Annotated in this window: 19 protein-coding genes; 13 read left to right on the forward strand and 6 right to left on the reverse strand. The window is 59.7% G+C overall.

Features of this window, described 5'->3' with window-relative positions:
• Window positions 1–105: 105 nt before the first annotated feature.
• Both GS620_RS13850 and GS620_RS13855 read right to left on the reverse strand, forming a co-directional pair.
• Window positions 106–735, reverse strand: coding sequence for a glutathione S-transferase family protein (locus GS620_RS13850; RefSeq protein ID WP_171616391.1), 630 nt, complete (start codon window positions 733–735; stop codon window positions 106–108).
• 18 nt (window positions 736–753) lie between these two features.
• On the reverse strand, window positions 754–1275 hold the full coding sequence (locus GS620_RS13855) for a class I SAM-dependent methyltransferase (RefSeq protein WP_171616393.1): 522 nt from the start codon (window positions 1273–1275) through the stop codon (window positions 754–756).
• Window positions 1276–1484: 209 nt separating this feature from the next.
• Here GS620_RS13855 and GS620_RS13860 point away from each other — a divergent pair, with 209 nt between their 5' ends.
• Genes GS620_RS13860 through GS620_RS13880 form a run of 5 tightly spaced genes read left to right on the forward strand, consistent with a single transcriptional unit; the run spans window position 1485 to window position 8709 of the window.
• On the forward strand, window positions 1485–3257 hold the full coding sequence (locus GS620_RS13860) for an ABC transporter ATP-binding protein (RefSeq protein WP_171616395.1): 1773 nt from the start codon (window positions 1485–1487) through the stop codon (window positions 3255–3257).
• Window positions 3250–5163: an ABC transporter substrate-binding protein gene (locus GS620_RS13865; protein WP_171170970.1), complete on the forward strand. Its 1914-nt coding sequence runs from the start codon at window positions 3250–3252 to the stop codon at window positions 5161–5163. Before GS620_RS13860 ends, GS620_RS13865 begins: the two co-directional genes overlap by 8 nt.
• A 14-nt stretch (window positions 5164–5177) precedes the next feature.
• On the forward strand, window positions 5178–6206 hold the full coding sequence (locus tag GS620_RS13870) for an ABC transporter permease (protein WP_152457137.1): 1029 nt from the start codon (window positions 5178–5180) through the stop codon (window positions 6204–6206).
• Window positions 6203–7357, forward strand: coding sequence for an ABC transporter permease (locus GS620_RS13875; RefSeq protein ID WP_152457136.1), 1155 nt, complete (start codon window positions 6203–6205; stop codon window positions 7355–7357). Before GS620_RS13870 ends, GS620_RS13875 begins: the two co-directional genes overlap by 4 nt.
• Window positions 7354–8709, forward strand: coding sequence for a CoA transferase (locus GS620_RS13880; protein ID WP_171616397.1), 1356 nt, complete (start codon window positions 7354–7356; stop codon window positions 8707–8709). Before GS620_RS13875 ends, GS620_RS13880 begins: the two co-directional genes overlap by 4 nt.
• 86 nt (window positions 8710–8795) lie before the next feature.
• Here the strand turns inward: GS620_RS13880 and GS620_RS13885 are convergent, their stop codons facing one another.
• Complete coding sequence (locus GS620_RS13885) at window positions 8796–11171, reverse strand: mechanosensitive ion channel family protein (protein WP_171616399.1); 2376 nt, start codon at window positions 11169–11171, stop codon at window positions 8796–8798.
• 386 nt (window positions 11172–11557) lie between these two features.
• Between GS620_RS13885 and GS620_RS13890 the strand changes: the two genes are divergently transcribed.
• Genes GS620_RS13890 through GS620_RS13920 form a run of 7 tightly spaced genes read left to right on the forward strand, consistent with a single transcriptional unit; the run spans window position 11558 to window position 18051 of the window.
• A complete protein-coding gene (locus GS620_RS13890) occupies window positions 11558–12772 on the forward strand; it encodes a glycosyltransferase family protein (RefSeq protein WP_171616401.1) in 1215 nt (404 codons plus the stop codon).
• The gene (locus GS620_RS13895; protein ID WP_171616403.1) at window positions 12769–14016 is read left to right on the forward strand and encodes a glycosyltransferase family 4 protein; all 1248 of its coding nucleotides are present in this window, start codon (window positions 12769–12771) and stop codon (window positions 14014–14016) included. The genes GS620_RS13890 and GS620_RS13895 overlap by 4 nt, the downstream gene beginning before the upstream one ends.
• Window positions 14016–15092: a glycosyltransferase family 4 protein gene (locus tag GS620_RS13900; RefSeq protein WP_171205572.1), complete on the forward strand. Its 1077-nt coding sequence runs from the start codon at window positions 14016–14018 to the stop codon at window positions 15090–15092. Before GS620_RS13895 ends, GS620_RS13900 begins: the two co-directional genes overlap by 1 nt.
• Window positions 15089–15673 carry a histidine phosphatase family protein gene (locus GS620_RS13905; protein ID WP_170344880.1) on the forward strand — a complete coding sequence of 195 codons (585 nt, stop codon included), beginning with the start codon at window positions 15089–15091 and terminating at the stop codon, window positions 15671–15673. Before GS620_RS13900 ends, GS620_RS13905 begins: the two co-directional genes overlap by 4 nt.
• On the forward strand, window positions 15670–16812 hold the full coding sequence (locus GS620_RS13910; protein WP_171616405.1) for a glycosyltransferase family protein: 1143 nt from the start codon (window positions 15670–15672) through the stop codon (window positions 16810–16812). The genes GS620_RS13905 and GS620_RS13910 overlap by 4 nt, the downstream gene beginning before the upstream one ends.
• A complete protein-coding gene (locus GS620_RS13915) occupies window positions 16809–17564 on the forward strand; it encodes a polysaccharide deacetylase family protein (protein WP_171616407.1) in 756 nt (251 codons plus the stop codon). The genes GS620_RS13910 and GS620_RS13915 overlap by 4 nt, the downstream gene beginning before the upstream one ends.
• 10 nt (window positions 17565–17574) lie before the next feature.
• Window positions 17575–18051: a class I SAM-dependent methyltransferase gene (locus GS620_RS13920; RefSeq protein ID WP_171616409.1), complete on the forward strand. Its 477-nt coding sequence runs from the start codon at window positions 17575–17577 to the stop codon at window positions 18049–18051.
• Here the strand turns inward: GS620_RS13920 and GS620_RS13925 are convergent, their stop codons facing one another.
• A complete protein-coding gene (locus tag GS620_RS13925) occupies window positions 18052–19194 on the reverse strand; it encodes an alpha-D-ribose 1-methylphosphonate 5-triphosphate diphosphatase (protein WP_171616411.1) in 1143 nt (380 codons plus the stop codon). It abuts the gene before it with no gap.
• Between the two features lie 52 nt (window positions 19195–19246).
• On the opposite strand from GS620_RS13925, the gene GS620_RS13930 reads away from it, so the two are divergent.
• On the forward strand, window positions 19247–19930 hold the full coding sequence (locus tag GS620_RS13930; protein ID WP_171616413.1) for a DUF1045 domain-containing protein: 684 nt from the start codon (window positions 19247–19249) through the stop codon (window positions 19928–19930).
• Here GS620_RS13930 and phnN read toward each other — a convergent pair.
• The gene (gene phnN, locus GS620_RS13935) at window positions 19912–20460 is read right to left on the reverse strand and encodes a phosphonate metabolism protein/1,5-bisphosphokinase (PRPP-forming) PhnN (protein WP_171616415.1); all 549 of its coding nucleotides are present in this window, start codon (window positions 20458–20460) and stop codon (window positions 19912–19914) included. The genes GS620_RS13930 and phnN overlap by 19 nt on opposite strands.
• Window positions 20457–21140, reverse strand: coding sequence for a phosphonate C-P lyase system protein PhnL (phnL, locus tag GS620_RS13940; protein WP_171616417.1), 684 nt, complete (start codon window positions 21138–21140; stop codon window positions 20457–20459). Before phnL ends, phnN begins: the two co-directional genes overlap by 4 nt.
• Window positions 21141–21150: the final 10 nt, after the last annotated feature.

Genomic DNA, 21150 nt, shown 5'->3' on the forward strand with positions numbered 1-21150 from the left:
CTCCCCTGAACAGAATCTGAGGAGACGCTAGTTGCACTGTTCACATCTGTCTAGACATTTCTGTACAGTGCCGATCACAACGCAACCCGGCGCGGTTCGGCCGGTTTACAGGCTTGCGCTTGGACGAGATTGGATAGCTTGAAACCACGCCAGGGTGGCCTCGTTGTCTTCCGGGATACGCATCTTGATGACGCGGGCGAAATCGACAAAAACGAAAGCCGAGATATCCGCCAGGGAAAACACGTCACTGGCCACAAACGGGCTTTCCGTCAGACGTGATTCCAGCATTTCAAAGAAGGATGCCACACGCTCGCGCCCGCGCTGTGCAAGTTCGGGAATCTGCGCATGATTGGAAGGGCCTGGAATGGCGCGATCCTTGAAGGCAGTATGTCCATTGCGCAGAGCCTCGGCAATCGGTGCCCCGCCCTGATGTTCGACGATCGCGTTCCACATCAGAACCAATCCTTTTTCCTCGGGGGTTCGGCCCATCAAAGGCGGTTCGGGAAACCGTGCCTCCAGGAATGCCGCAATGCCCAGATTTTCTGTCAGAACGGTTCCGTCATCCGTTACCAGAACCGGGATCGTGGCCCGTGGGTTCACGGCGCGAAAGGCTTCGCTCAATTGTTCACCTTTCGCAATCGAGACCTCATGCGTTTCGATATCCAATCCTTTTTCGGCAATGAACATCCGCGCACGACGGGGGTTTGGAGCAGTGGAGCAATCGTAAAAAATCATGCCGTTACTCCTTTTCGGTCAGCGGCGATATATGAAACAGCGCCCTTCGACGGCGCCTTCGGGCAACGGCATCTCGGTCAGCCCTTCGAAATACATCCGATCACTTGAGACCATCAGCCCGCCCGGAGCAAGCAAAGGCTCGATGAGCGGAGATACAAACCGCGCGAATTTGTCATTCTTTTCGCGATTGTGCCCACCAAGATCCGCGTGGATCAGGCTGGCTGACGCGCCGAACCGCTCAACCGATGCAGGCAGGGTATCCCGCACATCGCCCAGAATCACGTGATCTTCGGGCGGGGTCGAGTCGGGGTGCGAAGCCACCGCGCGTTCGAACACATAGACCGGGCGGCCATCCATGTGCTGCACAAGATGGTGATACGTACGCCCGTTGCCCAAACCCAATTCGAACACCGGACCCGCCATGCCCGCAGTGAGCCGGATTGCGTGATCCAGACAAGCGCGCTGTGACACCATGCGATCGATGAACAGATCCAGACGGCTTTGATTCTCGGACACCGGAAAATATCTCCTTGATACCATTCGAGAGCATAAATGCGCCCGATGCCGTCCTTGATGGCAAAATCTCAAGACTTTGTGTAGCGACGAAGCCCGTAGTTTCACGATTTCGCGACATTTCGGCCCAAGAACGGGTTTGACTAGACGGGCGGAACCGCGCGACACTGAACAAAAAATCACGGGGAGTTGAAGTAACCGATGTCATCGAACGGTCAAACGGGTGGAAAACCCGCATGAGCGCGTTGTTGTCCGTAAGAGACCTCAGCATCGGCTTTGGTACGGGCAATTCCGTGGTCACGGATGTGAACTTCGATGTCCAAGCCGGACAGACGCTTGCCCTTGTCGGAGAATCGGGATCGGGAAAAACAATCACATGCCGCGCAGCCTTACGTATCCTGCCCCGCACGGCGCAGATTCGAAGCGGCACGATTACCCTGAACGATTCCAAGGGCATGTGCGAGCTCACCACGGTTTCCGAACGTGAGCTGCGCGACATCCGCGGCAATCGGGTTTCAATGATCTTTCAGGAGCCCATGAGATCGCTTTCCCCGCTGCACAGGATTGGCAATCAGGTCAGCGAGGTTTTGTGGCTACATCGTGGGCTGTCCGAGTCCGCGGCACGCAAAAAGGTCCTGACGCAATTCGAACGCGTCGGGTTCCCTGATCCACAGCGCGCCTATGACTCCTACCCTTTCGAGTTGTCCGGCGGTATGCGCCAACGTGCCATGATCGCCATGGCCATGGTGTCAAAACCAGAATTGCTGATCGCGGACGAACCGACCACCGCACTGGATGTGACCACGCAGGCGCAGGTTCTGGGCCTGATCAAGGAATTGCAGCGTGAAACCGGCATGGCGCTCATTCTGGTGACTCATGATCTGGGTGTCGTCGCCAACATGGCCGAGCAGGTCGTCGTCATGCACAAGGGACGTATCATGGAGGCCGGCCCTGCCGCCCCGATCCTGACCGCGCCCGCACACCCGTATACCAAGCAGCTTTTTGATGCCGCGCCGGAAATACCGGACCAGGATGCGGTGGGTATACCGATGCCCGACACGGATCTGATCCTTCAGATGAAGGATGTGTCCAAGACCTACACCATGCGGTCCAGCAAAGGATGGCAATCCGACAAAGCAATCTATGCCTGCCGAGGAGTCGACCTGAACCTGGCGCGCGGCAAGACTTTGGCAATTGTCGGTGAAAGCGGATCGGGAAAGACAACGGCGGCCCGCATCGCCCTGGGGGCTGAATTGCCCGACCCCGGTGGTGAAGTCCTGTTTCGTACCGCCCCCGATGCCGACCCGATCACGGTGCACAACATGACCCGAGCCCAGCGCACAGCGTTTCAGCGCAAGGCACAGATGGTTTTTCAGGACCCTTACAGTTCGCTCAGCCCCCGGATGCGCATTCAGGACGCCTTGACCGAACCACTGGAAATCCACCGCATCGGCACAACAGCCGAACAGCGTGACAAGGCCGCCGAGATGTTGCAGCGCGTCGGCCTGACGGGTGATATGCTCAAACGCTATCCGCACGCGTTTTCCGGAGGGCAGCGACAGCGCCTTTCAGTGGCGCGGGCCATGATGCTGGACCCGCAGTTGATCGTGTGCGACGAACCGACCTCGGCATTGGATGTATCTGTTCAGGAACAAATCCTGACGTTGCTGGAAAACCTGCAAGACAGCCTGAACCTGTCCTACCTGTTCATCTCACATGATCTGGCCGTTGTCGCACGGATCGCTGACGAAGTTGCCGTCATGCGTCGGGGTCTGATCGTCGAACAGGCACCGCCCGAAACTCTTTTCTACAATCCGCGCCATCCATACACCAAGGCGCTGATTGCCGCTCAACCCGAACCCGACATCAATCGCCCGATTGACCTTCAATTGGTTTCTCTGGGTGCCGGCGCGCCGGACAGTTGGGATGAAGCCTTTCGTTTCTCGGACACCGTGATACCCTCACTGGTGGAATTGGAACCGGGCCATAAGGTACGTTGCCATGTTTAATACCATTCGCCCTCTGCTGCTGGCTGCTATGCTGGCGTTTTCAGGGATCCTGCCCGCGGCGGCAGATACAATCCCAACACCTCAGGAAAGCGCCTTCTGGAGCGCCGAGGTTGAAAGCGGCAATCTTCCGCCAGTGCAGGGGCGTTTGCCCAAGGACCCTCTGATTGTGGATCTGGCCGCAAAAGGAAGAGAATTCGGGAAACCGGGTGGCACTCTGCGCACTATGGTCACGCGATCCAAAGATATCCGGCAGATGGTTGTCTATGGCTATGCAAGGTTGGTTGGGTTCAACCAAGATTACGAATTGGTACCCGACCTGCTGGCCTCGTATGAAAACGAGGGCAATCGCAAATTTACCCTGAAACTGCGCGAAGGGCACAAGTGGTCGGACGGCTCACCCTTTACCTCGGAAGACTTCCGCTATTGGTGGGAAGACGTCGCCAGCAACGAGTTGCTCAGCCCGTCAGGCCCACCCGATTTTCTGATCGTCGAAGGTAAATTGCCCACGGTCACGTTTCCCGATGAGACCACCGTGATCTTCGAATGGGACGACCCGAACCCGAACTTCCTGCAATCTCTGGCACAAGCACGACCGCCGTTTATTTACCGGCCGGCCGCGTTTCTGAAACAGTATCACGAGAAATACGCGGACGCGGAAGAGCTTGCCTTTCAGGTTGAAGATGCCCGGGTCAAAAGCTGGGCGGCGCTGCACAACAAGCTGGATAATCTTTACAAGTTCGACAACCACGAACTTCCCACGTTGCAGCCATGGCTGAACGCCAGTTCGGGCAAGAAAATCCGTCACAACTTTGTGCGCAACCCCTATTATCACCGGATCGACAGCAAGGGGGTGCAACTTCCCTATATTGACGTGGTCGAGATGGAGATCGTCGCCCCCGGTCTTGTTGCCGCCAAGACCAACGCCGGTGAAAGCGACCTGCAAGGCCGTGGCCTTGCCTTCCGAGACGCGTCGATCCTCAAGAAAGGCGAAGCACAAGGCGGATACAAAACGCTGTTGTGGAAAACCGGCGTGGCCTCGCAGATCGCGATCTACCCGAACCTGAACTTTTCTGATGATGTCTGGCGCGATGTACTGAGGGACGTTCGCGTGCGGCGCGCCTTGTCGCTGGCCATCGACCGGCAGACCATCAACCAGGCGCTTTACTTCAAACTCGCACACCCCGCCGCGAACTCGGTTCTTCCCGCCTCGCCCTTCTACAGTGAAGAAAACGCTGCGGCCTGGGCGCAATACGATGTTGATCAGGCCAATGCGCTTTTGGATGAGGCTGGTCTGGATCAGCGCGACAAGAACGGCATTCGCCTGTTGCCTGACGGTCGCCCAATGGAGCTGGTAATCGAAACCGCAGGTGAGCGGCAGGAAGTCGAAAACGCGCTTCAGATCGTAACCGATACCTGGCGTGAAATCGGTGTCAAACTGGTCATGCGCCCGCTGGACAGGGACATCCTACGCAACCGTGTGTTCGCGGGCAATTCGATGGCGTCCGTCTGGTTCGGTTGGGATGATGGTATTCCGCAGGCGCATACGTCCCCGGCTTATCTCGCTCCGACAGATCAGGTGTTCCTGGCCTGGCCAAAATGGGGGCAGCACTATCAGACCGGTGGCGAAGCGGGTGAAGCCCCCGACATGCCAGAGGCGCAGCGCCTGATGGAATTGGCGCATGAATGGCAAATCGCCACGACCGATGAAGAACGCGCGGCTGTCTGGACCGAGATGTTGAAAATCCATGCCGATCAGGTCTATGCCATCGGCATCCTGAACGGCGCCCCCCAGCCCATTGTGGTGTCAAACCGCCTGCGAAATGTTCCGGAACAGGCTATGTGGGCCTGGGAACCCGGTGCACATTTCGGCATTCACCGCCCGGAAGAGTTCTTTTTCGCCGATTGAGCAGGAGCAGCTAAATGATCATGCTGCGCTACGTGGTGTATCGCTTTTTCACGATGCTGCTGACTTTGTTGGTGGTCTCGGTTCTGGTTTTTGTAATCATCAACCTTCCGCCCGGCGACTATCTGAGCAACCAGATCGCTGAACTTCAGGCCTCGGGCCAGTCGGCAGGTGTCGCAAAGGCAGAGTTCCTGCGCGCTGAATACGCTCTGGACCGTCCGATGTGGGAACAATACCTGATCTGGATGGGATTCTGGCCCGGACCGCACGGGTTTTCGGGGTTGATCCAGGGCAATTACGGGTGGTCCTTTGAATTTGACCGTCCCGTTTCCGAAATCGTCGGCGACACGCTTTGGTTGACGGTTGTGGTCAATCTGGCTGCGATCCTGTTTGTCTATGCCGTCGCGTTGCCGCTGGGCGTTATCGCCGCCGCGCGGTCCCGGACATGGATCGACTATACCTCGGCCTTCGTGGGGTATCTGGGGCTGGCAACGCCGAACTTTTTGCTTGCGCTGATCCTGTTCTATTATGGCCACCAGTATTTCAACCTGCCGATCGGGGGCTTGATGGATCCCAGTTTCGAAGGCCAGCCGATGAGTTGGGAGAAACTGAAATCCATCCTCATCCACCTGATCGTACCGACCTTCGTCATCGGCACTTCAGGCGCATCGGCGATGATGCAGCGTCTGCGCGCGAACATGCTGGACGAACTCGGCAAACCCTATGTGGAAACCGCCATTGCAAAGGGCATGGCCCCGTCACGGATGCTGACCAAGTATCCCCTGCGGGTGGCCTTCAACCCCTTTGTCGCCGATATCGGCAACCTGCTGCCGTCGATGGTGTCCGGCTCGGTTCTGGTATCGGTCGTTCTGGGCCTGCAAACCATTGGCCCTACACTGCTGACTGCCTTGAAGACGCAGGATCAATTCCTGTCCGCGTTCATCCTGATGTTCGTCGCCCTGCTGACGCTGATCGGCACGATGATTTCTGATATCCTGCTGGTGATGCTGGATCCGCGCATTCGGTATGAGGGGCGCGAGGCATGACTGATCGTCCTGACAACCGCTATGTCGATGATGCGCCGTTTGATCCGCAGGCCTCGATTCAGCAGCTGGAACGCGCCGATCTGGATGCCCCCAACTGGGTTCTGGTCTGGCGCAAGTTCAAAACCCACAAGCTGGGCCTGATCTCGGGCATCTTCCTGCTGTTTTGTTATCTAATGCTGCCCTTTGCCGGGTTTATTGCGCCTTACGGGCCAAATGACCGAAACGGAGAGCACCTGTACGCGCCACCACAATCGGTAAACTGGTTTCACGAGGGTGAGTTCATCGGCCCACATGTCTATCCGATCGTCGCCGAGGCGGACCTTGAAACCTTCCAATGGAAGTTTGTCCCCGACACGGAAGACCCGCGCCCGATCCGGTTCTTCTGCGAAGGCTCTGAATACAAGCTGGCCGGTTTCATACCGTCGGACACGCATCTGTTCTGCCCGCCAGAGGGGACAACGCTGTTCCTGTGGGGATCCGACCGTCTGGGCCGAGACATCTTCAGCCGAATTCTCTATGGCGCGCAGCTGTCTTTGACGGTGGGACTGATCGGTATCTCGGTGTCCTTCTTTCTTGGCATCCTGTTCGGTTCGATGGCCGGCTATTTCGGCGGGCGTATCGACTGGACCATCAACCGTGTCATCGAAATCCTGCGTTCGTTGCCGGAACTGCCGCTGTGGCTGGCCCTTTCCGCCGCCGTGCCTTCGAACTGGAGCCCGGTCGCGGTGTTCTTCATCATTTCGATCATTCTGGGCATCTTGGACTGGCCGGGCCTGGCGCGCTCGGTTCGCGCGAAGTTCCTGTCTTTGCGGGAAGAGGAATATGTCAGAGCCGCCGAGATGATGGGGGCAAGTTCTGGCCGTGTGATCCGCAAGCACCTGCTGCCCAACTTCATGTCGCACCTGATTGCATCGGCCACATTGTCGATCCCTGCCATGATCCTGGGGGAAACGGCGCTCAGTTTTCTTGGCCTCGGCCTGCGCGCACCCGCAGTCAGTTGGGGCGTGATGCTGAATGACGCGCAGAACCTCGCGTCGATCGAGATCTATCCCTGGACGGCAATCCCGATGCTGCCGATCATTGTCGTGGTATTGGCGTTCAACTTCCTTGGTGACGGGCTGCGCGACAGTCTCGACCCCTATCAGCAATGAGTCTGCTGGCCACGCTTCCCGCTGCCGGCAGCTATCACAGGGTCGGTGCCGGTGTTCTGCCAAGCGCCTTTGCCGTTTCCGAACTGGCCACCGCCAGTTTCGCAGCCGTGGGGCGGGAAATGGCCCGGCTGATCCAGGCGATCAACCTGTCCACGAACGCACCCGAAGTCTCGATCGATCATCGGCTGGCATCTCTGTGGTTCGGCTATTCCTTCAAACCGGAAGGTTGGGACATGCCCAGTTTGTGGGATGCGGTCGCGGGCGACTACAAAGCCGCTGATGGCTGGATCAGGCTGCACACAAACCTGCCCCGCCATCGCTCTGCCGCGTTGAAAGTCCTTGCCACCCAGCCAGAGCGTGAAGCCGTGGCAAAAGCCGTCAGGTCTTGGTCAGTATCGGATCTGGAAACGGCGGTTGTTGCCGAAGGTGGGGTGGCCGCTGCCATGCGCAGCCGGACGGAATGGCTTGATCACCCACAAGGCCGCGCCGTGTCGCGCGACCCTTTGATCGGATGGCAGGGACCGCGCTATGTCAATCTGCGCGACAGACCTCGGGCCACCGCTGACCGGCCTCTGGCCGGGTTGCGGGTGCTGGATCTGACGCGCGTTCTGGCCGGCCCGGTTTCTACCCGAACGCTTGCAGGGTTCGGAGCCGAGGTCTTGCGCATCGATCCGCCTGGCTGGGATGAACCGGGGGTGATCCCCGACATATCGCTGGGAAAGCGCTGCGCCTATCTTGATCTGAAATCCGAAACCGGCCTTGAACGATTGCATGGGTTGCTGGCTCAAGCGGATGTGTTCGTACACGGGTATCGACCCGGCGCGCTGGAGGCACTGGGTCTGACCCGGGCCAAACGTGACGAGCTGGCTCCGAACCGGATCGAAGTCACGCTGGATGCCTATGGCTGGCAAGGTCCATGGTCGACCCGGCGCGGGTTTGACAGCCTTGTCCAGATGAGCGCGGGTATCGCCCATGCCGGGATGGGGTGGGCGAACGCGGACAAGCCGACCCCGTTGCCGGTTCAGGCTCTGGACCACGCGACCGGCTATCTGATGGCGGCTGCCGTCCTGTCCGCACTGGCCGAGGCCGCATCTGGCAATTCCATCATGCACGCGCATCTCTCTCTGGCGCGCACCGCCGAACTTCTGGCCGTGCTCGGTAAAGACGAAGCACAATCCGCGCCCATCACCCCGGCAACAACAGATTACGGCACGGCGACAGAGACTTCCGGCTGGGGGCCGGGCCATCGCCTCAACCCTGCGCTGAGGGTCGGCGAAGCGACGATGCGCTGGGATTTGCCTGCGTCGAAACTGGGCGCTTCGGACCCTGTCTGGCCACTCAACGCCAACTGACCATCCGCCGCGCGGGACGCGCGGCCGGGCCCAACGCTTTGGGTGGCGTCTCGTAAGAGACGCAGTCCAAAGCGACGGGAGCGCCCCTATCGATCATCGCCCCCTGGCCCGATATCGTCCAGATAATCCTCATCAATCGCCGCCTGCACCGCGCCTGTTACCGCCTCACGCTGTTTCGGCGTCAAGTCATCGGCCTCTTTGCCGTCCGCCAACCTCACGGTGACTTCGCGATGCGCGAATTTGATGCCTTCCCGCGCGAACAATTCGCGAATTTCCTGATAGACCTTCTTGCGCACCAACCACTGATCGCCCGGTTTGGTCATGAACTTGACCCGGATGATCATCGCTGAATCCTGCATCTCGATCACGCCCTGGGACTTCAGCGGCTGTATGAAGTTTTCGCCGATCACAGGATCGCTCAGCAACTCCTGCCCCAGCTTCTTGATCAGCTTTCGCACCTTTTCCACGTCGGTGTCATAGGTCACGCGCAGCGGCAGTTTCATGATCACCCAGTCACGGGAATAGTTCGTCAGAACCTTGATTTCGCCAAAAGGAATCGTGTTCAGCGCGCCAAGATGGTGACGCAGCTGGAAGGACCGGACCGAGATTTTCTCGACCGTTCCCTTGACGTCTCCGATATCGATGTACTCACCCTTCCGAAAGGCATCATCCATCAGGAAAAACGCCCCTGAAAAGATGTCTCGCACCAGTGTTTGAGATCCGAAACCGACAGCCAGACCAACCACACCAGCACCGGCAAACAGCGGGCTGACATTGATACCAAGTTCCATGAGAACGATCAGCATGATGGTCACGACCACAACGGCCAGAATTGCGCCGCGGAACAATGGCAGCAGCGTCGCCAGCCGGCTTTGCCCGCCTTCCCCGCCCTCATCGCCCAGTTCGGCCTCGGTGCCATCATCGACTTCTTCCGCTATCTTGCTGTCGATCCAGATGCGAAAGAAATGAAACAGGATGTAGCCGATGAAAATGATGACCATTACATCCAGCACGCGTGCAACCGGCAGGTCCTCGCTCCAGTCCGCATCGGGGTACCAAATCACCACAAGGGCATAGGCACCAATCACAAAGGCCAGAATTCCGGCCACCCGGCGCGCCAGATCTTCATAGGTCAGAAGATACTGTTTGCGCTGTTCTGCCTCGGGCGTTTCCACGGGCTCGGCATCCGCTTCGGGAGCGGCGGTTTCTTCGTTTATCTCGTTGATCTTGCGCGAACGGTCAAAATACCGCTCCAGCACGTAGTTCATCGCACCATAGGCAACGACGACGGACATGAAGATCATATAGCTGCTTGCGATCAGCGGCAGCGGCGTTGGGTTCTCCAGTGCAAGATCAACCGCCAGACGGAACCAGCTGAACACGACATAGACGATCAGTGCAGGTGCCCAGCCGAAGGATACGAACCGCAACAACCACGAGACCTGATCCGGCGCTCTGCCGCCCCGGATGGCATTTGAAATAGCCCGGGCATTGAACAGGATCATCAGAATATTGCCGAAAGCGCCCACCATTGTCAGACAGCCATAGACCATGGCGTAGACGTTGTAGTTCAGCCCGAAATCCGCAACCCAGGTCGAAAACAGAACAACCGTGATGTCATAGGTCGCGAGTGCCGAAGCCCACAGATACAGCCGCTTGGCGTCCCGGTCCGAGAACGGTGGCAGCCGGTATTGACTCAGGTAAGGTGACAATACCATCCGCCACAGATCGGACACCGTGCGCGACAGGAAGAACGCCGTGAAGATCGCCGTGACCGTGAACTGGATCGAGATATCGTCCGCTTCGCCAAAAAACAGGTATCCGACGATCAGGGCCATGAGCATGGCAAATATCGTCGCTCCGATCCCCATCAGGAACCGGAACAGAAGGAAGGGCATCTTTTCTCGGTAACCCTGCGGTTCATCCTTGATCCGCGCCACGACCCAGCGGCGCGCGATGCGTTTCCCGTATATCTCGATAGACAGCCAGCGGCCCAACAACAGGAACAGAATGTTCCAGCCCAGAACTTCCACATAGGTCTGAATGCGACCGTCCGGACTGGTCTGACGCAGGATATACTTCACTTCGAACACCGAATACGGCAGCGCCTCAAGCCGTGATTGCATGGACTCACGGAATTTCGAGAACCGCTCCTGCGCCTTCATCAGCTGCGATCCCTCACCCATGGGATTGTTCGAATCGCCCGCCGCATCATTCGTGCCCGCATCCGTGCCGCCTGCCGTTGTCACAACCTGCCCGGCGCTGTCGATGACGATCACACTGGCCCCGGCTTCGCTGGCGGCGCGAATTGCGGCAGCCAAGTCGCTTTCCTGCGTAGACGCAGACGAACTGTCCGCGTTGTATCCCGGAATCAAGGATGTTTGCGCTGAAACGCTGACCGGAAGCGCCAGTACAAAAGCCCACAAAGCCAGAAGTGTTGCGGCCAGAAAGGTATGTTTCATGGGGTTTTGCATCCAGTTTTTCCGATAGCGGTCAGATTACAGAAGGGTTTCAGGCAGTTCAAACACTCGGGCGCACCCTGCTCAATATCGTGTCCGGGCGTGTTCTTGGCGCACTGCCTGATTCCGGATGTTTTCAATCTGGCGAAAATTGAATATGAACGGGATCTGTAGGCCCTGCCCCTTTGCCAGTTCACCGGTTCTTTTGCGATCCCCCTCAAGCCTTGGTGCGACATGACGCGAAACCGTCAATATGCTGTTGCCAAATCGCAATGCTTGGAACATTTGCGGAAGAGCAATTCCTCCTTTGGCAAGCGTGACGGGGATATATACAGTAACGCTTGCAAACGCGCGGATTTCGAACCGGGATCAAGAAGACAGGCAACACTATGAGCCTAGGCAAAACCAATTCCAAACCGGGCCGCGCACCGCGTATCCTGTTTTACAGTCACGACACGTTCGGGCTGGGCCATCTTCGCCGGTCTCGGGCTTTGGCGGCCGCGATCACGCAGGCGGACCAAAGCGCATCCGCGCTGATCCTGACGGGATCACCCGTGGCCGGACGGTTTACCTTTCCCCGTCGCGTTGACCACGTGCGCCTGCCCGGTGTCACCAAACGCGCAGACGGGTCTTATGCTGCACGCACGATCGGGATGGGCATCGAAGAAGTGACCGAGTTGCGGTCGGGTCTGATTCAAACCGCTGTTCAGCAGTTCGACCCTGATGTGCTGATCGTCGACAAGGAACCGACGGGGTTCCGGGGTGAGCTGCTGCCGACACTGAACCACCTGCAACAGAACTGCGGAACCAAAATGGTGCTTGGGTTGCGCGATGTTCTGGATGAACCCGAAGTCCTGGCCGCCGAGTGGGCGCGCAAGGAAGCGGTTGAAGCCACCGAACGGTTTTATCACGAAATCTGGGTTTACGGTTTGCAGTCGATTTACGACCCGACAAAGGGGTTGCCGCTGAGCGCCGCGGCACAGTCCCGCATCCACTGGACGGGATATCTGCGCCGCGATCTTGGTCCGGTCGGCGAGCCTCCGAAACAACCCTATATCCTGATCACGCCCGGCGGCGGCGGCGACGGCAAGGCGATGGTCAACCTCGTCCTGTCTGCCTATGAAAAAGATCCAAACCTGTCGCCGCGGGCGGTTTTGGTCTATGGCCCCTTCCTGTCCGGTGAGTTGCGCGAAGATTTCGAAACCCGCGTTGCCGCATTGAACGGTCGCGTCACCGCCGTTGGGTTCGAATCCCAGATCGAAACGCTGTTTGCAGGGGCCGAAGGCGTCGTCTGCATGGGCGGCTACAACACGTTCTGCGAGGTTCTTTCCTTTGACAAACGCGCTGTCATCGTCCCGCGCACCACGCCTCGTCTGGAACAGTGGATACGGGCCTCGCGCGCAGAAGGGCTGGGCCTTGTCCGAATGCTGGATGAAAACCGGGATGGCCTGACGCCGGACGCGATGATCCGCGCCATTCGGGAACTGCCGCACCAGTCCCTGCCGTCGCAGGCGATACAAAGCGGATTGCTGGACGGGCTGGATTATGTCACCGACCGCATCGAAAGCCTGCTGACCTGGGAACAGGAACGAGCCACCGGATGACCTCAGATTCTCCTCGATTGGCGGTTGTGGTCAAAGGTTGGCCACGACTGTCCGAAACGTTCATTGCGCAGGAACTTGTCGCCTTGCAGGAGGCCGGGCATCGCTTTGACATCTGGTCTTTGCGGCACCCGACCGATACGAAACGCCATCCCTTGCACGACCGGTTCACAGGACAGGTCCGATACCTGCCCGAGTATCTTCATGACGAACCCAAACGGGTCTGGGCGGCACGGGCCCTTGCCCAAACGCTTCCCGGTTACGACAAGGCCTATCGGATCTGGCGTCAGGACTTGAAGCGCGACCCGACACCCAATCGCATCCGACGGTTTGGGCAAGCCTGCGTTCTGGCCGCGGAATTGCCTGCCCGGACGCAAGGGTTGTACGCTCACTTCATGCACACGCCGTCATCCGTTGCCCGTTACGCCGCCATCATGCGCGGATTGCCGTGGAGTTTTTCGGCTCATGCCAAGGATATCTGGACGTCGCCGGATTGGGAAAAACGTGAAAAGCTGCAAGCCGCATCCTACGGGGCCACGTTTGGCGCCACCTGCACAGCCATCGGAGCGGAACATCTGCGCAGCCTGGCCGATGACCCCAAGCGCGTGGACCTGATCTATCACGGTTTGGACCTGTCTCGCTTTCCCAAGCCCCCAACGCGAAGGCTGCGTGCTGTGAATGATCCTTTTCACATGATTTCCGTCGGGCGGCTGGTCGAGAAGAAAGGCTTCGATCGTCTGATCGCGGCTTTTGCATTTCTGCCCGATGACCTGAACTGGCACTGGACCCATATCGGCGGCGGCGCATTGGGTGACGCTTTGCGGGCACAGGCGAACGCAGCCGGCATTGCGAACCGGATCACCTGGAAAGGGGCTTGCGACCAGCCCCAGGTCATCGCAGCAATGCGTGATGCCGACCTGTTCGTTCTGCCCAGCCGCATCGCGAAGGACGGAGACCGCGACGGGTTGCCGAATGTGTTGATGGAGGCCGCGTCTCAGTTGTTGCCAATCCTGTCGACACCGGTCTCGGCGATCCCCGAGTTTATCGAAACCGGAACACATGGGGTTCTGTCCGATGACGCCCCCTCTGCACTTGCGGATGCCGTCGAACGTTTGTCAGCCAATCCGCAGCAAGCGTCACAGATGGCGCATGCGGCCTATGATCGCCTGATCGCCGAATTCCGAATGGCTCCCGGCATTGCACGGCTGTCGGAACGCCTCAATTCCATGTGCATGGAAAACGCGTAATGGCGCGGGTCGCGTTTTATGCCCCGATGAAATCTCCTGACAGCCCGAAACCTTCGGGCGACCGTGAAATGGCCCGGAATCTGATGCAGGCGCTGACCGCCGAGGGTGAAACGGTCGATCTGGCGACCGACTTGCGCATCTATGACAAAAGCGGCGACGAAGACCTGCAACAAGCCCTGAGGCGCGCGGCAGAAGATGAAGCGAAGCGACTTGTCTCTGACTTGCCATCAGATACCGATCTGTGGGTGACCTACCACAACTATTACAAGGCACCTGACCTGCTGGGCCCTCGGGTTTGCAAGGCGCGTGGCATTCCCTATGTGCAACTGGAAAGCACCCGCGCATCCAGTCGGTTAAACGGGCCGTGGGCTGAGTTCGCCAAGGCGGCGCATCAGGCCTGCGATGCAGCGGATGTGATCTTTTATCATACGGCCAACGACCTGATCACTTTGCAGCGGGATCGCTTTGGCGATCAGGCTTTGGTCGAATTGCCTCCGTTCCTGCCCATCTCGGAACTGCCTCCGGCCGCCACAGGTGGCGCACCCATGCTGACCGTGGGCATGATGCGGCATGGGGACAAGCTGGCGTCCTATCAGATATTGTCCGAGGCCCTGGCGCATTTGACCGGGGACTGGCACCTGAACATCGCAGGAGACGGCCCAGCGCGCAGGCAAGTTGAGGCGCTGATGGCGCCGTTCGGACAGCGGGTGCGTTTTCTGGGTCAGCTTGACCGGGAAGAACTGCAACGCGTCTATCAACAATCATCTCTGCTTGCATGGCCCGGAGTGAACGAAGCTTACGGCATGATTTACCTCGAGGCGCAGGCTGCGGGATTGCCTGTGGTCGCTCAGGATCGGCCCGGCGTACGCGATGTTCTGTCCCCGGCGGCCTATCCATCCGTCGAAAGTGGCGCCAGGGGATTTGCGGATGGCATGCAGGCCCTTTTGTCGGATTCCACGCTGCGCCACACTCTGGGCGCTGCGGCACGCAACTACGTGGCAGAGCGCCACCTGATGCCACAGGCGACCGAGCGCTTGTGGGCAACCCTCCGCCCCCTGCTGAAGGACGTATCATGACCCGGCTTGCACTGCTCCGACACGGGCACACCCATTGGAACCGAGCGGGACGGATCCAGGGGCGCAGCGACATACCGCTGGACGATGACGCCCGAGCCGAATTGGCGGGCTATGGATTGCCACAGGACTGGGCCGAGGCTGACATCTGGTCCAGCCCCCTGCACCGCGCCAGTGAGACGGCGCAAATCGTGACCGGTCGCGACCCGAACACCGCGGACGCGTTGACCGAGATGAACTGGGGCGATTGGGAAGGTCAGCGCGGGGTCGACCTGATCGCGGACACATCCAGCGGATATCGTCATATCGAGCATTGGGGCTGGGATTTCCGTCCACCAAACGGGGAAAGCCCGGCCGAGGTTCGGGACAGGCTTCGCCCCTGGCTGTCCGCGCTGCGGCAGGATACGGTCGCGGTCTGCCATATCGGTATCATGCGGGTCATTCTGGCTTGGGCATGGGGTTGGAATTTCGAAGGACCTGCCCCCTTTAAGATCAAACGCAATCGGCTGTATATCGTCGACATGAAGACCATGACCGCCGACGCCGACCCCGTTCGCCTGATCAAATACGAGGCCCCGCAATGAAGGTGATGATCATCGTCACGCACCTGTTGGGCACCGGGCATCTCAGCCGGGCGCTGACATTGGGGCGGGCCTTTCGGGATGATGGCCACGACGTCATGGTCGTGACGGGTGGCGTGCCCGCGCCGCAATTGGACAGCACGGGCATGACCCTGTTCGGCTTGCCGCCGCTCAGATCAGACGGAACCAACTTCACCCGTTTGCTGACCGAAGCCGGCGACGAGGCTGACGCGGCCTATCACGCCACGCGCGAGGCCGCCCTGGTGCAGGCGGTGAACAGCTTCCAGCCGCAGATCCTGATCACCGAGCTTTACCCCTTTGGTCGCCGATCACTGTCGGCCGAGTTCGATGCGGCCCTGAATGCGGCAAGCGCGTTGCCTGAGCGTCCCGTCATTCTCGGATCGGTCCGCGACATTCTGGCTCCGCCCTCCAAACCCGCCAAGGCCGAGCGCGCGGATGAAATCGTGTCTCGGTATTATGACGGCATTCTGGTTCATTCGACCGAAAGCGTTACGCCCCTGTCGGTCAGCTGGCCGGTGTCGGACCGATTGGCCAAGCGACTTCACTACACCGGCTTTGTGGCGCCTGCATTGCCCCAACCTCACCCCGACGCGGCGGGCCAGGATGAAATCCTGGTCAGCGCTGGCGGCGGATCCGTCGGGCAACCGATCTTTCGCGCAGCCATCGAGGCCGCCCGAAAGATGCCCAGCAGGCGCTGGCGCCTGCTGGTCGGTGGAACGGATGCAAAGGCACGGATCGCGGAATTGTCTCGGATGGCCGAAGGTGCTTCGGTTGTTCTGGAACCGGTGCGGCCGGATTTCCGCCAGATGCTGCCCCTTGCAGCGGCCTCGGTAAGCATGTGCGGCTACAACACTGCCATGGATATCCTTCAAAGTGGCACCCCCGCCGTGTTTGTGCCTTTCGACGACGGCAAAGAGGTGGAACAAGGGCTGCGCGGGCGAAGCCTGTCCGATCTGCCCGCAATCGAAGTTCTGGAAAGCAGAGCATTGAGCGGGGCGACATTGGCTCGGGCGGTGGAGCGTGTCGTGGCCGACGGCCCCCGTGTACAACAGGATTTCGGTTTTGACGGGGCTATCCAATCCGTCCACATCGCCAAGCGCCTGCTGGAGCAGCGCACATGAACCCCGACTGGCGCCCACTTGACGTCGAGTTGAACCATTGGCGTGCCGAAAGCTTGCCCTTGCCTGTGTGGTGGCGCGATGATGATGCCATTGCGCCAACACCGCAATTGGACCGCCTTTCCGAGCTGGCCGACAAACTGGGCCTGCCCGTGCATCTGGCCGTCATTCCACGCGACGCGACGCTCGCGCTGGCGGAATACGTTGCCGCGCGCGCGTCTCTTGTTCCGGTCGTACACGGGTGGGCGCATACAAACCATGCGCCCCGCGGCGAGAAGAAGGCCGAGTTTCGGCTCGACCGTCCGCTGGACGTGATGGTGACGGATGCGCAGGCCGGGATGGCGCGTCTTCGGTCCGTGTTTGGTGACAATATGCGACAGATGTTCGTGCCCCCCTGGAATCGCATTGCACCCGAGATGGCCAAGCAGTTGCCAAAGCTGGGATACCGCATCCTGTCCACCACAACGCCCCGCAAATCACGTCTGGTCGCACCGGGGCTTGAGCAGATCAATACCCATCTTGATCCGATCGACTGGCGCGGGTCGCGTGGCTTGATCTCAGCCGACGCCCTGATCGCACAGACTGCTGGTCTTCTGCGAGACCGACGCGAAGGCCGTTCAGACAACACTGAGCCCTTCGGCATATTGACCCATCATCTGGTCCATGATCAGGACATCTGGGCCTTTACCGAGGCCCTGCTGAACAAATTGCTGAGCGGGCCTGCCACAGCCTGGGTCGCGCCAAAGAACGAATGAGGACATCACCATGAGCCGATTGGATTCCATGCTGCGCCGACTGACGGCCCAACGTGACGGATTGAACTGGGCGGCCGAGCGGATCAGTGGCCAGCCGGGGGATGTGCTGGATATGGGCCTGGGCAATGGCCGCACCTATGACCACCTGCGTGAAATCCTGCCAGAGCGCCGGATCTGGGTGATGGACCGGGTCCTGCAATGCCATCCGGACAGCACCCCCCCGGCCGAGGATTTCCTGCAAGGTGAGGCTGAACCGATGCTGCTCAGACTGGCGGCCGACGGGCATAGGATCGCGCTGGCGCATTACGATTTCGGACGCGGCATCAAGCACGAGGACGTCGCCGAAGCAGAGCGTCTCAGCCCGCTGATCGCGAAAGTCATGCAGCCCGGAGGGTTGTTGATTTCAGGTCAGCCCCTGGCCGGCTTTGCCCAGATCCAGGGGCCCAAGACAATCGCCCCGGACCGTTACCTGTTCTACACGGCCTGATCACGCCACGCGACGACCGCGCACCCAGACCGAACTCGGGACGGGTACACCCGCGCGCATCCGGAAGCGGATGACATCGGCGCGGGCGTCGGCGCGCAACTCGCCCCGCTCCTCCAACCCTGCCGCCCGAGCCGGGGCCAGCGTTACCGTCTTCATCCCCCGCGCCATGTCGCCCCAAAGTTCGCCCAGCCTAACCGCCGACAGCAACAAGGCCGACGGCACATAATCCGAAGACAGGATGTCCAGATACCCAAGCTGGGCCAGCTCGTGGGCAGCAACATTGCCTGAATGCGACCCCCCGCGGATTATGTTCGGCGCCCCCATCATGACCCGAATGTCGTTCTTGTGGCAGGCGCGTGCCGCTTCGACGGTTGTGGGGAACTCGGCCAGACGGATGCCGTGACCTGCGGACACTTTCACCTGATCTTCAGTCGTGTCGTCATGGCTGGCCAATACTGCTCCGAAACGGCGGGCAGCTTTGACAGCCTCGACCTCGTGCAGTGCGCCATTGCGATCTCGAAGCCCTTTCAATTGCGCCACGTGCTGAAAGAACGTTTCATCGTCCATGGCATATTTGCCCTTCAGAAAGGTCTCCAGCTTGCCCATATCGCGAAACTGACGCTGACCGGGCGTGTGATCCATTATGGACACAATGCCAACCCTGTCTTCCGGTCCAAATTCGCTCAGCTCTTCAACCAGAGTTTCCGAACACACCTCGGCCCGCAAGTGCAGAAAGTGGCTGATCTTGAGCGCATCCTGTTCGCGCAGATCCCACAGCTCCTGCGACAGGCCACGGGCGTATTTCCCATACCGCCGCGCGCCCGACGGGATCGATCCAATCCGCATGGCATCGAACACTGTCGTGATCCCGGCGCTGGCCAATTCCGCATCATGCGCAAGAATTGCGGCGGCATGGGGCCAGTTCACCTGTGGACGCGGTTGAATGTGACGTTCAAGGTTGTCCGTGTGCAACTCGACAAGCCCTGGGCTGACATAGTCGCCTTCGCAATCTATCGCGCCCGCGGGAACCCCGTTTCCGGTGTCGATTTCAGCGATGGCCTCACCCACAATCCGGACACTGCCGGTTACGGTTTCGTTCGGCAATACAAGCGTGGCATTGGCAAGGATCAAGTCTTCTGTCATCTGAACTTCACGCATGTTGAGACCGAGGAAGGCCACGCAAGAGGAGGCCGATATGACATTCACGCGATACGCGATCTATTTTGCGCCGCCCGCGGGAAAGGAATGGGCGAAATTTGCAACCAGCTGGCTGGGTTGGGACATCGAGGCGGGAAAGCCGGTTGCCCATCCGATTGTCGAAGGCATCGACGTTGCCGCCGTCACGGAGGTGCCGCGCAAGTACGGGCTGCACGCGACGCTGAAGCCACCGTTCAGATTGCGCGACGGCAAAACGTTCGAAGCCCTGCAAGAGGCGTGCAGCTCGCTCGCCTCCCGCCAACCGCCTGTGTCGCTGGATGGCCTCGAGATAGCGCGGTTTGGGCGTTTTCTGGCCCTGCGTCCGCTGGGTGAGACCCGGGCGCTGAATGCGCTTGCTGCGGCCTGTGTTCGGGAACTGGACAGCTTTCGTGCGCCCACCTCTGGGGCCGAACTGGCGCGCCGTCGCGCCGCCGGGTTGACCCCAGAGCAAGACGCCAACCTGGTTCAGTGGGGCTATCCTTACGTACTGGACGCGTTCCGCTTTCACATCACGTTGAGCGGCAAGCTGGACAAACCAACCCTGAGAGCAACTCGGAACGCACTGCAAACCCATCTGGTCCCACTGCTGCCGCAGCCCTTCCAGATCACGGATCTTGCCCTTACGGGCGAAGCTGAGGACGGGCGCTTCTACCTTATCCATCGCTACGGGCTTTCCGGTTGAAGGTGCGACAGGATTTCGGCAACCGTATCTTCCATCGCACCGGAGTTGTCGATTTCCAGGACCTGGTTCAAACCATCGGGCAAAGACGTTTGGGCCCGGTCCAGACGCCGCGTCTGTTCCGCCTTGCTTTCCCGCCCTCTTGAGGACAGGCGTTCGGACAGAACCTCGGGCTTTGCCGTCAGGGAAATCACGATCAGGTCACCAAACACCTCCTGCGCCTCAAGCAACACGGTTCGTGACAGGTTGACCAGAACGGCCTCGACCACCTGCCGCTGCCGCGTGATCGTCTTCGGCACACCGTAATACAGCCCATGCGCATGCCAACTCAGCGCAAACGCGCCATCCCGTTCCATCCGCTGAAATGTATCGACCGAGACCCGGTCGAAATCTTCGCCGTCTTCGCCTTCGGGGCGGGTAATCACCCGCCGCAGCCGCTGAACACCCGACGCCCGGGCCACCAGCGCGTTTATTACGCTGTCCTTTCCGACCCCCGAAGGACCCACGACCGCTATGACCGGAGCAAGCGTCATGCAGCCATCCCCGGCGTGAAGTCCGAGACATCGACCTCGCGGTCACAGACCCGTTCGCGTGCGTCGAGATCGTGAAAAATCCCGACAATCGTAACGCCCTTGTTCTTGGCCACTTCGATCAGGGACAAAACGGTTTCCCGGTTCTGCGCATCCAGGCTTGCGGTCGGTTCATCCAACAGCATTGCCGGATATTCATGCGCAAAGCCCCGCGCAATGTTCACTCTCTGCTTTTCGCCGCCCGAGAAGGTCGTCGGGCTGAGGGTCCACAGACGTTCGGGAATATTCAGCCGTTTCAGCAACCCGGCTGCCCTGTCCATTGCCACTTGCCTGTCACAGCCCACGGCCAGCAGCGGCTCTGCCACAACGTCCAACGCCGACACCCGAGGCACGACCCGCAGGAACTGGCTGACATAGCCCAAGGTGTCACGACGCAGCAACAAGATCTGCCGCGGTTCAGCCCTGGCCACGTCCAACCCGGCAACCAGCACCTGACCCGAGGCCGCCAGATAGTTGCCGTAGATCACTCGCATCAGCGTGGATTTGCCTGCACCCGACGGCCCGGTCAGGGCGACGCACTCACCCGGCTCCGCTTTCAGAGACGCGCCTTTCACCACCGGGATCGTGGCGCCGCCCTGATTGTGCAGGGTGAAGCTTTTGCTGACATCAACAAGTTCAATCATCGCTTCATCT

Source organism: Ruegeria sp. HKCCD6428 (assembly GCF_013110595.1).
Taxonomy (GTDB): domain Bacteria; phylum Pseudomonadota; class Alphaproteobacteria; order Rhodobacterales; family Rhodobacteraceae; genus Ruegeria.

Excerpts from the sequence above, each read along its gene's own strand:
- GS620_RS13850 (WP_171616391.1), bottom strand. The coding sequence starts at position 735 with ATGATTTTTTACGATTGCTCCACTGCTCCAAACCCCCGTCGTGCGCGG.
- GS620_RS13855 (WP_171616393.1), bottom strand. The coding sequence starts at position 1,275 with ATGGTATCAAGGAGATATTTTCCGGTGTCCGAGAATCAAAGCCGTCTG.
- GS620_RS13860 (WP_171616395.1), top strand. The coding sequence starts at position 1,485 with ATGAGCGCGTTGTTGTCCGTAAGAGACCTCAGCATCGGCTTTGGTACG.
- GS620_RS13865 (WP_171170970.1), top strand. The coding sequence starts at position 3,250 with ATGTTTAATACCATTCGCCCTCTGCTGCTGGCTGCTATGCTGGCGTTT.
- GS620_RS13870 (WP_152457137.1), top strand. The coding sequence starts at position 5,178 with ATGATCATGCTGCGCTACGTGGTGTATCGCTTTTTCACGATGCTGCTG.
- GS620_RS13875 (WP_152457136.1), top strand. The coding sequence starts at position 6,203 with ATGACTGATCGTCCTGACAACCGCTATGTCGATGATGCGCCGTTTGAT.
- GS620_RS13880 (WP_171616397.1), top strand. The coding sequence starts at position 7,354 with ATGAGTCTGCTGGCCACGCTTCCCGCTGCCGGCAGCTATCACAGGGTC.
- GS620_RS13885 (WP_171616399.1), bottom strand. The coding sequence starts at position 11,171 with ATGAAACATACCTTTCTGGCCGCAACACTTCTGGCTTTGTGGGCTTTT.
- GS620_RS13890 (WP_171616401.1), top strand. The coding sequence starts at position 11,558 with ATGAGCCTAGGCAAAACCAATTCCAAACCGGGCCGCGCACCGCGTATC.
- GS620_RS13895 (WP_171616403.1), top strand. The coding sequence starts at position 12,769 with ATGACCTCAGATTCTCCTCGATTGGCGGTTGTGGTCAAAGGTTGGCCA.
- GS620_RS13900 (WP_171205572.1), top strand. The coding sequence starts at position 14,016 with ATGGCGCGGGTCGCGTTTTATGCCCCGATGAAATCTCCTGACAGCCCG.
- GS620_RS13905 (WP_170344880.1), top strand. The coding sequence starts at position 15,089 with ATGACCCGGCTTGCACTGCTCCGACACGGGCACACCCATTGGAACCGA.
- GS620_RS13910 (WP_171616405.1), top strand. The coding sequence starts at position 15,670 with ATGAAGGTGATGATCATCGTCACGCACCTGTTGGGCACCGGGCATCTC.
- GS620_RS13915 (WP_171616407.1), top strand. The coding sequence starts at position 16,809 with ATGAACCCCGACTGGCGCCCACTTGACGTCGAGTTGAACCATTGGCGT.
- GS620_RS13920 (WP_171616409.1), top strand. The coding sequence starts at position 17,575 with ATGAGCCGATTGGATTCCATGCTGCGCCGACTGACGGCCCAACGTGAC.
- GS620_RS13925 (WP_171616411.1), bottom strand. The coding sequence starts at position 19,194 with ATGACAGAAGACTTGATCCTTGCCAATGCCACGCTTGTATTGCCGAAC.
- GS620_RS13930 (WP_171616413.1), top strand. The coding sequence starts at position 19,247 with ATGACATTCACGCGATACGCGATCTATTTTGCGCCGCCCGCGGGAAAG.
- phnN (WP_171616415.1), bottom strand. The coding sequence starts at position 20,460 with ATGACGCTTGCTCCGGTCATAGCGGTCGTGGGTCCTTCGGGGGTCGGA.
- phnL (WP_171616417.1), bottom strand. The coding sequence starts at position 21,140 with ATGATTGAACTTGTTGATGTCAGCAAAAGCTTCACCCTGCACAATCAG.